At 65.6% G+C, this 14,439-nt stretch carries 17 protein-coding genes; 8 read left to right on the forward strand and 9 right to left on the reverse strand.

Features of this window, described 5'->3' with window-relative positions; translation table 11 throughout:
- Window positions 1-102 precede the first annotated feature (102 nt).
- Window positions 103-978: a LysR substrate-binding domain-containing protein gene (locus NKG99_RS24845; protein ID WP_352871426.1), complete on the reverse strand. Its 876-nt coding sequence runs from the start codon at window positions 976-978 to the stop codon at window positions 103-105.
- A gap of 147 nt (window positions 979-1,125) precedes the next feature.
- On the opposite strand from NKG99_RS24845, the gene NKG99_RS24850 reads away from it, so the two are divergent.
- A complete protein-coding gene (locus NKG99_RS24850) occupies window positions 1,126-1,341 on the forward strand; it encodes a hypothetical protein (RefSeq protein WP_352871428.1) in 216 nt (71 codons plus the stop codon).
- Between the two features lie 21 nt (window positions 1,342-1,362).
- On the forward strand, window positions 1,363-2,112 hold the full coding sequence (locus tag NKG99_RS24855) for a sulfite exporter TauE/SafE family protein (protein WP_352871429.1): 750 nt from the start codon (window positions 1,363-1,365) through the stop codon (window positions 2,110-2,112).
- A gap of 24 nt (window positions 2,113-2,136) precedes the next feature.
- On the opposite strand, the gene NKG99_RS24860 is transcribed toward NKG99_RS24855, so the two are convergent.
- The 3 genes from NKG99_RS24860 to NKG99_RS24870 form a co-directional block, all read right to left on the reverse strand.
- Window positions 2,137-2,631, reverse strand: a complete 495-nt coding sequence (locus NKG99_RS24860; protein WP_352871430.1) for a GNAT family N-acetyltransferase — start codon at window positions 2,629-2,631, stop codon at window positions 2,137-2,139.
- Entirely contained in the window at window positions 2,628-2,918 is a 291-nt protein-coding gene (locus tag NKG99_RS24865) for a type II toxin-antitoxin system TacA family antitoxin (RefSeq protein ID WP_352871431.1), read from the reverse strand. Before NKG99_RS24865 ends, NKG99_RS24860 begins: the two co-directional genes overlap by 4 nt.
- Before the next feature lie 84 nt (window positions 2,919-3,002).
- Complete coding sequence (locus tag NKG99_RS24870) at window positions 3,003-3,452, reverse strand: universal stress protein (protein ID WP_352871432.1); 450 nt, start codon at window positions 3,450-3,452, stop codon at window positions 3,003-3,005.
- A gap of 205 nt (window positions 3,453-3,657) precedes the next feature.
- Here NKG99_RS24870 and NKG99_RS24875 point away from each other — a divergent pair, with 205 nt between their 5' ends.
- Window positions 3,658-4,239: a histidine phosphatase family protein gene (locus tag NKG99_RS24875; RefSeq protein WP_352871433.1), complete on the forward strand. Its 582-nt coding sequence runs from the start codon at window positions 3,658-3,660 to the stop codon at window positions 4,237-4,239.
- Window positions 4,240-4,521: 282 nt separating this feature from the next.
- Here the strand turns inward: NKG99_RS24875 and NKG99_RS24880 are convergent, their stop codons facing one another.
- The 3 genes from NKG99_RS24880 to NKG99_RS24890 all read right to left on the reverse strand — a co-directional run bounded on the left by NKG99_RS24880 (window position 4,522) and on the right by NKG99_RS24890 (window position 7,257).
- Window positions 4,522-5,565 carry an RNA polymerase subunit sigma-70 gene (locus tag NKG99_RS24880; protein WP_352871434.1) on the reverse strand — a complete coding sequence of 348 codons (1,044 nt, stop codon included), beginning with the start codon at window positions 5,563-5,565 and terminating at the stop codon, window positions 4,522-4,524.
- Window positions 5,566-5,607: 42 nt separating this feature from the next.
- On the reverse strand, window positions 5,608-6,354 hold the full coding sequence (locus NKG99_RS24885; protein WP_352871435.1) for an SDR family NAD(P)-dependent oxidoreductase: 747 nt from the start codon (window positions 6,352-6,354) through the stop codon (window positions 5,608-5,610).
- Window positions 6,355-6,504: 150 nt separating this feature from the next.
- Window positions 6,505-7,257 (reverse strand): pseudouridine synthase, encoded by a 753-nt coding sequence (locus tag NKG99_RS24890; RefSeq protein WP_352871509.1) that lies wholly within the window; start codon window positions 7,255-7,257, stop codon window positions 6,505-6,507.
- A gap of 160 nt (window positions 7,258-7,417) precedes the next feature.
- Between NKG99_RS24890 and NKG99_RS24895 the strand changes: the two genes are divergently transcribed.
- Window positions 7,418-7,546, forward strand: coding sequence for a hypothetical protein (locus NKG99_RS24895; RefSeq protein ID WP_352871436.1), 129 nt, complete (start codon window positions 7,418-7,420; stop codon window positions 7,544-7,546).
- 40 nt (window positions 7,547-7,586) lie between these two features.
- On the opposite strand, the gene NKG99_RS24900 is transcribed toward NKG99_RS24895, so the two are convergent.
- On the reverse strand, window positions 7,587-8,420 hold the full coding sequence (locus NKG99_RS24900; protein WP_352871438.1) for a helix-turn-helix transcriptional regulator: 834 nt from the start codon (window positions 8,418-8,420) through the stop codon (window positions 7,587-7,589).
- 90 nt (window positions 8,421-8,510) lie between these two features.
- Between NKG99_RS24900 and NKG99_RS24905 the strand changes: the two genes are divergently transcribed.
- Window positions 8,511-9,401 carry an SDR family oxidoreductase gene (locus tag NKG99_RS24905; RefSeq protein ID WP_352871439.1) on the forward strand — a complete coding sequence of 297 codons (891 nt, stop codon included), beginning with the start codon at window positions 8,511-8,513 and terminating at the stop codon, window positions 9,399-9,401.
- Between the two features lie 75 nt (window positions 9,402-9,476).
- Here the strand turns inward: NKG99_RS24905 and NKG99_RS24910 are convergent, their stop codons facing one another.
- Complete coding sequence (locus tag NKG99_RS24910; RefSeq protein ID WP_352871440.1) at window positions 9,477-10,175, reverse strand: RibD family protein; 699 nt, start codon at window positions 10,173-10,175, stop codon at window positions 9,477-9,479.
- Between the two features lie 465 nt (window positions 10,176-10,640).
- Here NKG99_RS24910 and NKG99_RS24915 point away from each other — a divergent pair, with 465 nt between their 5' ends.
- The 3 genes from NKG99_RS24915 to NKG99_RS24925 all read left to right on the forward strand — a co-directional run bounded on the left by NKG99_RS24915 (window position 10,641) and on the right by NKG99_RS24925 (window position 14,411).
- Window positions 10,641-11,588, forward strand: coding sequence for a substrate-binding domain-containing protein (locus NKG99_RS24915; protein ID WP_352871441.1), 948 nt, complete (start codon window positions 10,641-10,643; stop codon window positions 11,586-11,588).
- Between the two features lie 250 nt (window positions 11,589-11,838).
- A complete protein-coding gene (locus NKG99_RS24920) occupies window positions 11,839-13,404 on the forward strand; it encodes a sugar ABC transporter ATP-binding protein (protein ID WP_352871442.1) in 1,566 nt (521 codons plus the stop codon).
- Entirely contained in the window at window positions 13,401-14,411 is a 1,011-nt protein-coding gene (locus NKG99_RS24925; protein ID WP_352871444.1) for an ABC transporter permease, read from the forward strand. Before NKG99_RS24920 ends, NKG99_RS24925 begins: the two co-directional genes overlap by 4 nt.
- Window positions 14,412-14,439 lie beyond the last annotated feature (28 nt).

Raw genomic sequence — 14,439 nt, forward strand, 5'->3', positions numbered from 1 at the left:
AAAAACTTTGGCAATTTTTTTGCCAATGTGCAAACAAGCTACGTCACGAATTTTTGAAATGCAAGGCAATGATTCAGTGTTGATGGGGATAGCGGCGCCGCTTCAGACCAGCGCTGCCGCCAGCAGTTTTGCCTGCGGCGTTAAATCGTCGAAGCGGCGGGCGCAGAGGTTGAGCTGGCGCGTCGCCCAGTCGTCGGTCAGCCGCAATGTGCGCAGCGTCCGCGCCGAACGGCGCGCCGCACTTTCCGGCACGACGGCGATGCCCGCACCTTGCGCGACCAGCCGGCAGACATTGTCGAGGCCGGGCACGCGGACGCGAAAATGCAGATGGCCGCCAAGGCGGGCGGCCTGGCGGGCGATGTGCTCCTGCAGCGCATGGCCAGTGCTGAGGCCAACGAACGGCTCGCCGAGCACGTCGCTGAGACTGGCTGCACGCAAGCCTGGAAGACCAGGCCAGTTCCGCGCGGCGATCACCACCAGCCGATCGATGAAGAACGGTTTCTGCTCGAGATGCGACAGACCGGCCCAGGTTGCGGCGATGCCGAGATCGGCCGTGCCGCTGGCCACGGCTTGCGCGATCTCGTGGCTGGGGCGCTCGTCGAGATCGATGTCGATCCCGGGGTGCGCGGCAAGGAAGGCAGGCAGGATGTCGCGCAGCAACTCGGCTGTGGCGGCGGTGTTGGCCATCAACCGCACGCGGGCGCGGAGACCCGTGGCATAGGCGGCGAGGTCGCCGGCCATCGCCTCGATCTGGTTCTGCACCGCCCTTGCATGGTGCAGCAGCGCCTGTCCGGCCGCCGTCGGCACCACGCCACGGCGGCGGCGCTCCAGCAACCGCGCGCCGAGCCGCTCCTCCATGCCCTTGATGCGGGCGCTGGCCGACGCCAGGGCCAGTCCGGCAAGCTCGGCGCCATGGGTGATGCTGCCACGCTCGGCCACCAGCAGGAACAGCCGGAGATCGACCAGATCGAAGCGCATTTTTTTGCTCCTGCAAACGGTCCGGCGCCCCGGGGGAGGCGGTCGGTTCCTTGCGCCAGCCTTCGCTCTGGACGAAGGCTGGCAACGCAACTTCCACATTGTGATCGGCCGAGATCTTCGTCAAACAGTTTTGCGTAGAGGTCTGTGATGAGCGAACGAGCATCGGGCCGGTTCGGCCTTCTTGAAGGCGCGGCGATTGCGCTGGCAATTGCGGTGGCCTGCTTTGCCATGGCGCGGGCGGAGCCCGGCTTGCAGAGATGCGCGGCGACGACTCCTGTCAGCCGCGATGCCGCGCCGGCAAAAGCCACACCCGAGGCCGCCAGCCCGGATGCCGACGCCACGGACATGCTGCTGCATGACTGATCCCGCCCTGAAGATGCCACCATGCTGAGCGCCGGCGTCCTCGCCTGGATCGGCGCCGTCTTCCTGACAGCCGGCTTCGTCAAGGGCGTCGTCGGCATGGGCTTGCCGACCGTGGCGATGGGATTGCTGGCGGTGACGATGCCGCCGGCGCAGGCCGCCGCTTTGCTTTTGATCCCGTCGCTGGTCACCAATCTCTGGCAATTGCTGACTGGGCCATCCTTTGGCGGCCTGTGCAGGCGGCTATGGACGATGACGGCCGGAATTGTGCTCGGCACCGTAGCCGGTGCCGGCCTGTTGACCGGCACGCATACGGGCGTGGCCTCGGCGGGGCTGGGCGCGGCGCTGGTGCTTTATGCGCTTGTCGGCCTCGCCAAGGCAGGCTTCATCACGCCGGTGCACCACGAAGTGTGGGCGTCGCCGCTGGTCGGCGTGGCGACCGGGTTGGTCACCGGCGCCACCGGCGTCTTCGTCATCCCGGCGGTGCCCTATCTGCAATCGCTGCGGCTGGGGAGGGAAGACCTGATCCAGGCGCTTGGCCTGTCCTTCACCGTGTCGACGGCAGCGCTCGCCATCGGGCTGTTCAGGACCGGCGCTCTGGCATCGCCGACGGCTCAACTGGCGGGGTCGATCCTAGCGCTGGCGCCGGCTCTGGCCGGCATGTTCGCCGGCCAGGCGCTGCGCCAGAAGATGAGCGTCGAGACCTTCCGCAAGATGTTCTTCGTCGGGCTGATGGCGCTGGGGGTATATCTTGTGGGCGAGGCTCTGCGCTAGCGGACGCTTTGCAGCCCGCGATCGTCAGCTGAGACTCGCATTGAGATCGGCGAGCGTGACCATCAGCGTCAATGGCTCGACCAGAGAAGGCTCGAATCCGACAGCCAGATAGAAGGCTCGGGCGTCTTCGGATATGGCGTGCACCAATATGCCTCTGATTCCCAGTATCTCAGCGGCCTGGAGTATCCGTAGACCGGCATCCCTCACGAGCGCACGACCGATGCCTCGGCCATGATGTGCCTTGTCGACCGCCAACCTGCCCAGCACCGCAACCGGGATCGGATCGGGCATATTGCGCCGGAAGCGACCAGGAGCTTCGACCATCTTCACGCCGCCGCTGGCAATGGCGTAGTAGCCAACGACACGGTTGCCATCGCAGGTCACATAGGTACGGGATGCACCGCCCGCCTGATTGGTCCGGGCACGTTTTTTCAACCAATCGTCGAGTGAGGGTATGCCCGATAAAAATTCGCTGAGTTCGTGATGTTCCGCGAGCGGAACCGGGGCCGACAGCGTCACGCAGCGTCCCATGGAGCGTTTGTCGTCATGGTGCGGCGCAACCGATCGTTCGATTGCGGCGGCGCGTCGAGACGGGTCAGAAACGCAGCGTAGACATCCGGCTCGACGGTGAACACAAGCCGGTTGAGCAACGCGTCCTCTGCGGCCCGTTGCGACGCTTCAAGCATGAAGTCGGTGCGATTCTTGCCGAGCAGTTCCGCTGCACGGTCGATCAGATTACGAACTTCCGGCTTGACGCGGATATTGAGCGGAACGCTCTTCGGCAGCGGATGATGTGACGGTGGCATGAATAGCTCCCTTCTTCGTCCAGATCATAGCAGACTGTAATGACATTGTCATTACAGTCGCGCGGCTGAGATTTGCGGACAGGTTTAGCGCACCACCAGCACCGGGATTTCGGTGTAGGACAGCACTTCCGTCGTTTGGCTTCCCAGAAGCAGCTTGCCCAGTCCGCGACGCCCGTGCGAGGCCATCACGATCAAGTCGCAGCCTCGAGCCTGCGACAGCTCCAGGATCGCCTCGGCGGGCCTCTTGTCCTCGACATGCACGACCTCTGCGGAGACGCCGGCCGCGTCCGCCGATGCCTTGCATTTGTCGAGAACCTCCTTGCCATACTTGCGCGCCTCTTCCTGGTAGGCGGCCAGTTCATCGCCCGCGGCAAAGCCGGCCATGGCGCCGCCCCAGGCGAAGACCGGGAATTGTTCGGAGACGGTGATGAAAGTGACGGCGGCACCAATGCCGCTGGCCAGCGCCAGGCCGTGGGCAACGCCCCTGTCGGCCAGTTCCGATCCGTCGGTGGCAATGAGCAGATGTTTGTACATGATGATCTCGACCTGTTGAGCAAGGGCCGATGCCCTTGGATGGCGGGAGCCTTGAAGCGGCTACCCCTGATATAGTTGCGGTATAGGGCTCCTCACAGGTCCAGCCTGACGCGGATCAAGGCCAGGCGACCACGCACTTTGTACCAACCGAATTCCCCTTTCCCATATCGTCCCCTAAGGTGCTCGCGACATCGAAAGGCATCTCATGGGCAGCGCGTTTCCCCAAATCCATCTGGTCCGGCATGGCGAGACGGCGTGGAGCCTTTCGGGGCGGCATACCGGCCGCACCGACATGCCGTTGACGCCGGCCGGCGAGGCGGCCGCGCGCGGTGTCGCGGATCGCCTGAAAGACCTGTCGTTTGCGGCCGTGTGGTCGAGCCCGTCGCAGCGCGCCTACAACACCAGCGTGCTGGCCGGCTTCGGTTCCGAGAGCGTCAAGAAGGACGATCTGCAGGAATGGGACTACGGCGCCTATGAGGGGCTGACGACAAAACAGATCCAAGCCGAGCGGCCCGGCTGGAATGTGTTTCGCGACGGTTGCCCGAAGGGCGAGATGGCGGCCGATGTCGGTGCGCGGGCGGATGCTATCATCAGACAGCTTCGTGAAGCTGGCGGCTCGATACTGGTGTTTTCCAGCGCGCATTTTTTGCGCGTGCTCGCGGCGCGCTGGATCGGCCTGCCACCCGAAGGCGGCGCGCTGTTCGTGCTCGACACGGCCAGCATCAGCGTGCTCGGCTACGAGCACGATCTGGGCGAACCGGTCATTCGGAAATGGAACCAGAAGTAGGGCGGCAGCAACGCCGGCTCGGCGCAACACGCCGTCGCTTCGTCATCCTCTGGCGAAGCAAGGAGCGCAGCGACGCAGCGCAGACCCGGGGATCCATGCCGCGACTTCAAAGCGTTGCTACGGTGCAGAATTGTGTCCGCTGCATTTCACGGGTCTTCGCGACGGATCTTCGCTCCTGCTCCGCCCCGTGGTTGGGGGATGCTTCGGCCAATTCCAAATGTCTCTGCTTGTCGAACTTCCTGATCGCCTCGGCAGCTTTCTGTCAGGAGATGGATGCGATGATCATTTGTTCGGCTCGGGCCAGACGGGCGGCAGGCCGAAGGCGGCGAACAGGTCGGGACCGAGCGGACCAACATAAACAGTCAGCGAGGCGATCTGGCCGTCGGCCGGCTCGATCACATGCAGTGACTGCGCGCGCCACTCGGGATCCTGGTGGCGCCGCGCATAGATCGCGACGGAGGGCTGGCCGTTGGCCCTGGTGGCGACCGCATGGTAGCCGGCGAAATTGGCCCAGACAGTCTCGAAGAAAGTTCGGATCGCCCGGCGTCCCCGGTACCAGTCCAGCCATGGCGGCATGTGGTAGGTGGCGTCCTCGCGCAGCAATTCGACGAAGTCGTCGAGATTGGCGGCCTGCCAGGCCTGCATGTAGCGCTCGAGCAGCAGGCGCTCCTCGCGGTTGGGCCGATCGCGCTGTAGGGGTCGTCCTTGGGGATAGCGCGTCACCAGCGTTGCGCGGGCACGCTGCAGGGCGCTGTTGATCGAGGTGGTTGAGCCGCCCAGCAATTGCGCCGTCTCGAGCGCCGACCAGCCCAGGACATCGCAGAGCAAAAGGGCGGCGCGCTGCCTGGGCGGCAAAAGCTGGATCGCGGCGACGAAGGCAAGCTGCACGGCTTCGCGGGTCTCGTAGCGCGCTTCCGGACCGGGTTCGCCGTCGACGAGATCGGGCAGCTCGACGTCCGGGTAGGGCTCCAGCCATGCGAGCTCGGCGGCGGGTCCGCCGGCGGCGCGCCCCTCGGTCGGCGGCCGTCCGGGCGGTTCGAGAATGCGATACGCCGTGGATCTTGCCTTGATGGCGTTGAGGCAACTGTTGGTAGCGATCGTGTAGAGCCAGCCGCGCGGCGAACCGCGCCCGTCGAATTGCGAACGGCCGCGCCAGGCTTTCAGGAACGTCTCCTGGACGAGGTCGTCTGCCTCGTGCAGCGAACCCATCATCCGGTAGCAGTGCAGCTTGAGCTCGCGGCGGTGGGCCGTTGTCAGGCGCTCGAAGGCCAGCCGATCGAGGATCGGCTGGCCCAGCGGCTCAAGCGGGCCGGGAGCATCTGTCATAGCGAGCCTGCAGTGCTGATTTCGGCCGGCATCCTGCGCGCCTCATGCTGCCGCCGCAAGGCCGCTGCCGCTCACCGTGAAGGAGACGCCTTGCAGCCTGCCGCCGGCGAGCGTGACCACGGCGCGCCCGACATCGGCCGGCGTCTGCACATCGGTCATGCTGGCCAGAAAATCCGCCGGGCTGATCCCGAGATAGGCCGAAACGCCTGTAATGCCGTGTTGGCCGACGCCGGTGCCGGCCATGATGCGCATCGGCACTAGCGCCATGAAGCGAAGGCCAAGGCCCAGCCGGTCGGCCTCCTTCTGGCTGTGGGCGGCAAGAAACATCTGCATGCGCTTGGCGCCGGAATAGCCGCCGGAATTCGGCGGCCCGCCGCTGAGCGCGGCGCCGCTGGAAATCAGCACTACGCGGCTGCCCGGCTTCAGCCTGCCCTGGAGTGCCGCCTTGCAGAACAGGAAGGATGCCTTGACGTCCATGTCCCAGTTGGCGGAAAAGTCCTCCCAGTTTTGTTCCGGGATAGGCGCTGATGGGGCCAGCGCGCCGGCGCAGATCACCAGCACGTCAGGCTGCAGCGCTGCGAACACCGCCTCGGGCGCCGTGTCCTGCGTGGCGTCGGCGGCAAGCGTCTTCACCCTGGGGTGCTCCCAGGACAGTTCCTGAAGGGGTTCCGTGCCACGGGCGACGGCGAGCACGGTCGCGCCCTCGCTCAACACCGTTTCGACGATGGCGCGGCCGACACCCCGGCTGCCTCCAACAACAACGACATTCTGACCTTGTAACGATCCCATGGATCACCTCGCTTTTGCGGCCCGGAGGATTCCGGTGCCTGTAGGTGAAGACAGCGGAGGTGGGTGGGAATCATCGGTGAGGTGCAAAAGTTTTTTCTGCGGCGCTCTCAAGAACCCACCGCCACAGAACGCTACCTTGAGCCCGTTCGCTTACCCGCTCAGCAGCGCGAGTTCCTCCGGCGTTAGATGCCGCGCGCTCCCCTTGGCGAGGTCGCCAAGCTGCAGCCGGCCGATGGCGATGCGGATCAGGCGCAGCACCTCGATGCCATGCGCCGCGAGCAGGCGGCGGATGTGGCGGTTGCGGCCTTCGTCGAGCACGATCTCCAGCCAGGCGGTGCGGCCACCGCTGCGCAAAAGCTCGATCGAACTGGCGGTCAGGGTCTCGCCGTCGACGGTCACGCCCGCGCGGAACTTGTCCAGCATCGCCTCATCCGGCACCGTGCCGATCTGCACGTGGTAGGTCTTGGGCAAATGCGAGGCCGGATCCATCAGCCGGTTCGCAAATTGTGTGTCGTTGGTCATCAACAGCAGGCCTTCGCTGGCCTTGTCGAGGCGGCCGACCGGAGAGACGAAGGGTAAATCGAGCCCTTCGAGGCAGGCATAGACGGTGTCGCGCTGTTGCGGGTCGTCGCGGGTGGTGACCAGCCCGCGCGGCTTGTTGAGGATGAGATAGACCTTGCGCTCGGCAACAATTTGCTCACCGTCGAGGACGATGCGGTCGCGGTTGAGGTCGACGCGCAGTGAGGCATTGCGCACCACCTTGCCGCCGACGCGCACGCGGCCTTCCGCGATCAGCACCTCGGCCTGCGTGCGCGAGCACAGGCCGAGCTTCGACAGCGCGCGGTTTAAGCTGACGCCGGGCGCCGCCTGCCTGCCGCTTGGTGGTGTCCGCCGTGGTGTCATGGTGCCGTCTGTGTTGGTGGAGCCGACAGATGCCACGGGCCGCGATGGCTTCGCAAGCCGTGCTGCTGCCTTCGTGCGCAGGGCATGAAGCAGTGAAGGCATCCGCACCGCCTGGAACGGCGATATTGTCGCCGCTGCATACGCGGTAGACTTGCACCGCATGAATGAGTCTGCCGCGCCGATCATCAAGACAATCGTCATCGCCGCCGCGCCGGCCAGCGTCTGGCATGCCAATCTCTACTGGGGGCCGACCTTGCAGATCCTGAAGGCGGTCTGCGAGCGCGCTTGAGGGCGGCGGGCGTCATCGCGGCGGATGGGTCATCCTGCCCTTACTCTTTGGGGTGTCGGGCGAGAGCCAGCGCGCGAATACGATCGGCGACGGCGCTGTCGACCGGGTTGTAGACGGTCAGGCTCAAATCCGGCCGGCCGTCGACCGCGAACCCCGAATATTCCAGCTCGATATCGCCGAGTTCCGGGTGCTTCAGGCGCTTTGTCCCGTCGCCGTGGCTGAGCACGTCGTTTTCGCGCCACAGCGCGGCAAACTCGGGGCTGACGCTGCAAAGCTCGTCAACGAGCTGGGCGACCTCTGAGACCGCGCCGGCGCGGGCCGCATCGGCGCGGAACGCTCCCACCACGAAACGGGCGAGGCCTTCCCAATCGTGCTGCTTGGCACGGATGACAGGGCTGCGGAACATGAAGCGCAGGATGTTGCGCTGGCCGGCGGGCAGGGCGCTGTAGTCGGTCAGCACGACCTGCGCGGCGCGGTTCCAGGCAACGACGTCCCAGGTGGCGGTCTTGATCAAAGCGGGGCTGGCATCGAGCGTGTCGATGAGGCGCTGCAGCCGGGGGCTGACGCCCTCGACGCCCCTGTAGCGGACCTCGGGCGGGCGCCCCAGCCCGAGCATGAAAAGATGTTCGCGTTCCGCCTCGGTCAGCAGCAGGCCCTTGGCGATGCGGTTGAGGACATCGGCCGAGGGCGCACCGCCTCGGCCCTGTTCCAGCCAGGTGTACCAGGTCGGGCTGATGTTGGCGCGCTGGGCGACCTCTTCGCGGCGCAGCCCCGGCGTGCGCCTGCGCCCGGAAAACCCGAACGATGCGGGATCGAGCCGGGTGCGCCGGTCTTTCAGGAACGCTGCCAGTGAGCCGGCGGAATTGGAGGGCATCCTGTTAGCCATTATACCATGATAGGGTCACTACTTTAATAGAATAATAGACCAGCAATATTACGCAGGCAACTATGCAGGAGATTTTGCATGCGTATCTTTCTCACCGGCGCGACCGGTTTCATCGGGTCGGCGATTGTTCCCGAACTCATCAACGCGGGCCACCAGGTGGTCGGCGTGACCCGCTCCGACGCCGGCGCCGAGGCGCTTGCCGCAGCCGGCGCCGAAGTGCATCGCGGAACCCTCGAGGATCCCGAGGGCTTGCGTGACGGCGCGGCCAAGGCGGAGGCCGTGATCCATACGGCGTTCGATCATGATTTTTCGCGGTTTGCCGACAACTGCGAAAAGGACAAGCGCGTCATCGCGGCACTCGGCGCCGCACTCGCCGGATCCGACCGGCCGCTGGTGATCACCTCCGGCGTCGGCATGGGCGGCCCCGGACACGGCCAGTTGGCCAGCGAGGACGTCTTCAACACCAGCCATCCCAATCCGCGCATCGCGTCGGAACTGGCCGGCAATGCCTTGCTGGAGGCAGGCGTCAATTTGTCGGTGGTGCGGCTGCCGCAGGTCCACAACCCGGTCAAACAGGGCCTCATCTCGCCGCTTATCGAGATCGCGCGTCAGAAGGGCGTCTCGGCCTATGTCGGCGAAGGCCGCAATCGCTTCTCCGCGGGCCATCTCCTCGACGCGGCGCGCCTCTATCGTCTCGCCGTGGAAAAGCGGCAGCCCGGCGCGCGCTATCACGCCGTCGGCGAGGAAGGCGTCGAGGTGCGCGAGATCGCCGCGACGGTTGGCCGGGGCCTGAAATTGCCGGTCGTTTCGATACCGCCGGAAAAGGCGGCGGAGCATTTCGGCTGGATGGGGATGTTCGCGTCCATGGATCTGCCGGCCTCCAGCCAGCTGACCCAGGCTCGGCTCGGCTGGCATCCGACCGGCCCGACGCTGATCGCCGATCTCGAAGCCATGCAATACGCCGCCTGACGGGCTGAAGCCTCGGCGACAAGGCTGGCGAGATACGGCTGGTAACAGTCAGGTTACCGGCCGTTTTGCGAGCGCTCAACCAGGCGTGACGGCGTAGCGCAGATGGACGACCCCGTGCGTCAGCGCCTCGCAGCTCTTCAGGGACAACTGCGTCTTGCCCGCCAGGCCGCTCTCGCCGAACTCGACGAAACCCTGGTTTGCCGCGCGCCCGTCGAGCGCCGGCGCGACGAGAAGGCTCAACTCATCGACGAGCCCTGCCGCGAGGAAAGAACCGTTGATGCCGGCACCGCCCTCGAGCAGCAGCCTGCGGATGCCGAATTCGCGGCCGAGAACCTCGACCATCGCCGAGAGATCGATGTCGGCGGTTTCCGCGACGACATAGGACACGCCGTCGGCGGCGAGCTCGGCCAGATGGCTGTCCGCGACGTCACGCCCGAGCAGCACCACGACATGGTCGCCGCCGATGTCGGGTTTGGAAAAGTGAAGCCTGCCCGAGGTATCGAGCGCCACGGCATAAATGCCCGCACCGGCCCGCGCGAAATGATAGGGCCGGTCGACCTTGCCGGCATTGGCCGGCGGATGCGCGACGGCCTTGCTCATCTCGGCCATGGTGACGCGGCCGACGATCCAGGCGTCGCCCGCGAGGTCATTGTGGATATGCTCATAGAGGCTCGACCATTCGGCCAGGGTGCCGTCGGGGCTCCTGGTGTAGCGGCTCGGGTGGAGGCTGCCGTCAAGGGATGCCAGCATATGGCAGATGATTTGCGGCTTCATGCAATTCTCCAAATCGTGGGCTTTGAAAGTTCAGGCCGTGTTGTCGTGCATATCGTTCTCCCAAAACCGGTGCCACTACTGGGCGATCCGCATTGTCCAGAAATAGTGCCGGACCCAGGGAATGGAAGCCAGGCGCGCCGATCATGCGAGACGGCCGCCACGCGGTGTTGGGGCAGCGCACCGGAGCCGATCGGCGAAGGGCAGGAAGCCCGCAATTCAAAAATCCGACAATTCCGATAAGTTGCCCGGCAGCTCTGTTATATCGATGTTGCACAAATGATTGACCCTGGGCTAGCATCCCCGCGCAGGCGTCGGTGGGAGGCTCTTTTTTACAGCGGCGGCCAGCTGGAGCGGCATGCGTTTTCGGGCGCAGGGAGGATGCTCCAACACTTTGAACCGACGCATGATCCTTCCTGAAACCGATCCCGGTTTTCGGGGGCGTGCGTTCTTGTGGAGGAGGATCCCATGAACAGACGCGAATTCCTGCTGTCGTCCGCGGCCTTTGGCGCCATGATGCTTGCCGCACCCTCGGTGTTTGCGCAGGACAAGCTCACCATCCTGGGCTCGGTGCCCAATCTCGGCTTTCCGTTCTTCGTGCACATGCTGAACGAGATCAAGGCGGAAGCCGCCGCGCAGGGCGTCAATTTGACCGAAAGCGACGGCCAGAACTCGGCCACCAAGCAGACCGCCGACATCGAGGCCGCCCTGGTGCAGAAGGTCAACGCCATCGTCATCTCGCCGCTCGACGTCAACGCGCTGGCGCCGGCGATCGAGGAAGCGGTCAAGGCCGGCGTTCCCGTGGTGACGATCGACCGCCGCGTCGACGGTGTCGAGGGTATTCTGGCCCATGTTGGCGCCGACAACGTCAAGGGCGGCGAGGCCGAAGCCCAGGCTATGGTGGCGGCGTTCCCCAACGGCGCCAAGATCTTCCATCTGCAGGGCCAGCCGGGTGCCGGCCCGGCGATCGACCGCAACAAGGGCGTGCACAATGTGCTCGATCCCCTGAAGGACAAGTACCAGATCGTCTTCGAGCAGACCGCCAATTTCGCCCGCGCCGAGGCGCTGTCGGTGACCGAGGCGGGGCTCGCCGCCAACGGCAAGCCGGACGCCATCGTCTGCGCCAATGACGATATGGCGCTGGGCGCCATGGAGGCCTGCGCGGCGCGCAACTTCACCGACGTCAAGATCTACGGCTTCGATGCGCTTCCCGAGGCGCTGGTCGCGGTGCGTGACGGCAAACTTGCCGGCACCGTCGAGCAATTCCCCGGCGAGCAGTCGCGCACGGCGGTCCGCATCGCGGTGGCGTTCGCCAAGGACAAGACCGAGCCCAAGGAGAAGCTGGTGCTGCTGACGCCGATCGTCATCGGCAAGGACAATCTCGACAAGGCGGAGCGGATTGGCGAGACGAAGTAGAACTTGGCGGGGATCGGCCGATTCGCAAAGCCGGCGGGACAGCACCCCCCTCTGTCCTGCCGGACATCTCCCCCGCAAGGGGGGAGATCGGCTGTTTGTTCTGCTTTCGCCAAATCTTCAACGCTGCAAGGAAGAGCGCCACAAATGACGCTGCCAATCTCCCCCCTTGCGGGGGAGATGTCCGGCAGGACAGAGGGGGGTGTTCAAGCGCTGACAGGGGCTGGTATGAACCGCAATCCGGGAGCACCCCTTGTCGCCAGCTGAAGCCAACGCCCCATCGCCCATCCTGCTCGCCGTCGAGGGCATCACCAAGCGTTTTTCCGGCGTGACCGCGCTGAGCGATGTCTCGCTCGACATCCGCACCGGCGAAATCCTCGGGCTGCTTGGCGAAAACGGCGCGGGCAAGTCGACGCTGCTGAAGATCCTGTCGGGCGTCATGCCGCCCTCCAGCGGGCACATCATCTTCGACGGGGCCGATTATCAGCCATCGAGCCCGCAGGATGCCAAGCGGCTCGGCATCGTCACCATCTATCAGGAGCTCAGCCTGATCCCGACGCTGACGGTGGCGGAGAACATTTTTATCGGCCGCGCGCCGCTCGGTCCGCTCGGACTGGTCAGCTGGCGGCGCATGGAGCGAGACTCCCGCGACATCATCGCCCGCGTCGGCCTGTCGATCGATCCGACGACACCGGTTTCAGCGCTGTCGGTGGCCGAACAGCAGCTGGTCGAGATTGCCCGTGCGCTGTCGCTGAAAAGCCGGCTGATCATCATGGACGAGCCGACATCGGCGCTGACCGAGACCGAGGTGCAGCGCCTGCTGTCGATCATGGATCGGCTGCGCAAGGACAAGGTCGCCATCATGTTCGTCACCCACCGGCTGGAGGAGGCCTCCGCCATCTGCGATCGCATGACGGTGCTGCGCGACGGCAGGCTGGCCGGGCATCTTAACCGCGAGGGTGGGCCAATCGCGCTGCCCAGGATCATCGAAAAGATGGTCGGCCGGGCGGCATCGGAGCTCTATGCGCGGCCGACGCAGCGCGCGGTCGCGGGTGATGTCGTGCTGTCGGTGCGCGGCCTGCGCACCGTGCGCGATCCCGAGGCGCCGCACGCCATCGTGCTCGACGGTGTCGACATCGACCTCAAGGCTGGCGAAATCCTCGGCGTCGCCGGCCTTGTCGGCTCGGGCCGCACGGAGCTGGCGCGCGCCATTTTCGGCGCCGACCGCATCGCGGCGGGTACGATCACGCTCGACGGCAAGCAAATCGCGCCGGCATCACCCGCCGATGCCATCGCGCTCGGCATCGGCCTGGTGCCGGAAGACCGCAAGCACCAGGCGATCTTTGCCGCACTCGGCATCCTGCCGAACTTTTCCGTCGCCTCGCTGGGCAGCTTCAGCAACGGCTTCGGCTTCATGGCCGAACGGCGCGAGCGCGATGCGCTCGCCGGCTTCAGGAAGATGCTGTCGATCCGCATGGCTTCTGCCGAGCAGGCGATCGAGGGCCTGTCGGGCGGCAACCAGCAGAAGGTGGTCCTGGCACGCTGGCTGGCGCGCGATCCCAAGGTGCTGATCGTCGACGAGCCGACGCGCGGCGTCGATGTCGGAGCCAAGACGGAAGTGCACCAGATCCTGGTGCGGCTTGCGGCGCGCGGCATTGCGGTGATGATGATCTCGTCCGAACTGCCCGAGGTGCTGGCGGTTTCGGACCGCATCGTGACCATGCGCCGCGGACGCATCACCGGCGAGATGCCGGGCGTCGAGGCAAGCGAAGAAAGACTGATGGAACTGATGGCACTCGACCGCAAGGAGACACCATGAGCGTGGCGGAGGAACAGCGCGGCGGCATCAATTTCGCGCGGCTTTTGATGAGTTTCGGGCCGCTGCTGTTCCTGGTGGCTCTGATCGTCGTCTTCACCGTGCTGAAGCCGAGCTTCATGGACCCGATCAACCTGTTCAACATCACAAGGCAGATCTCGATCACCGGGCTGATCGCGCTCGGCATGACCTTCGTCATCCTGACCGCCGGCATCGACCTGTCGGTCGGCTCGCTGCTCGCCTTCTGCGGCATGGTCGCCGCCGTGGTGGCCAAGGGCGGCACCGCCAACACGCTGTCGCTGTCGACCTCCGGCACGCAAGGCTATGGCTGGTTCGCCGCGCTGCTCGCCGCCGTCGTTGTGGGGGCGGCGGCAGGCGGCGTGCAAGGGCTAGTCATCACCAGGCTGAAAGTGCCGCCCTTCGTCGTCACGCTGGGCGGGCTGACGGTGTTTCGCGGGCTGACGCTGACCATCTCCAATGGCGGCCCGATCTCGGGCTTCGACGCCTCGATGCGCTGGTTCGGCACCGGGCTGATCGGCCCCGTGCCGGTGCCGGCGCTCATCTTCGCGGCGGCCGCCATCCTGTGCCACATCGTGCTGCGCTACACGCGCTATGGCCGCGCCGTCTATGCCGTCGGCGGCAATGCCGAGGCGGCCCGCCTGTCAGGCCTGCGCGTCGACCGCATCCTGATCTCGGTTTACGTCATCGTCGGCTTCTTCGCCGGGCTCGCCGCCTTCGTGCTGTCGGCGCGGCTCAACTCATCCGAGGCGGTCGCCGGCATCGGCTACGAGTTGACGGTCATTTCGGCCGTCGTCATCGGCGGCACCTCGCTGTTCGGCGGCATCGGTTCGGTCGGCGGCACAGTGGTCGGCGCGGCATTGATCGGCGTGCTGCAGAACGGGCTGCAGTTCAACAACGTCTCCTCCTACACGCAAAGCATCGTCATCGGACTGATCCTGATCCTGGCGGTGGCGTTCGACCGGTGGCTGAAGTCGCGGGTGAGACGGTGAGAGAGGCGGGACGGGCGGCTACGCCGCC

Source organism: Mesorhizobium sp. M1409 (assembly GCF_040317535.1).
Classification (GTDB): domain Bacteria; phylum Pseudomonadota; class Alphaproteobacteria; order Rhizobiales; family Rhizobiaceae; genus Mesorhizobium.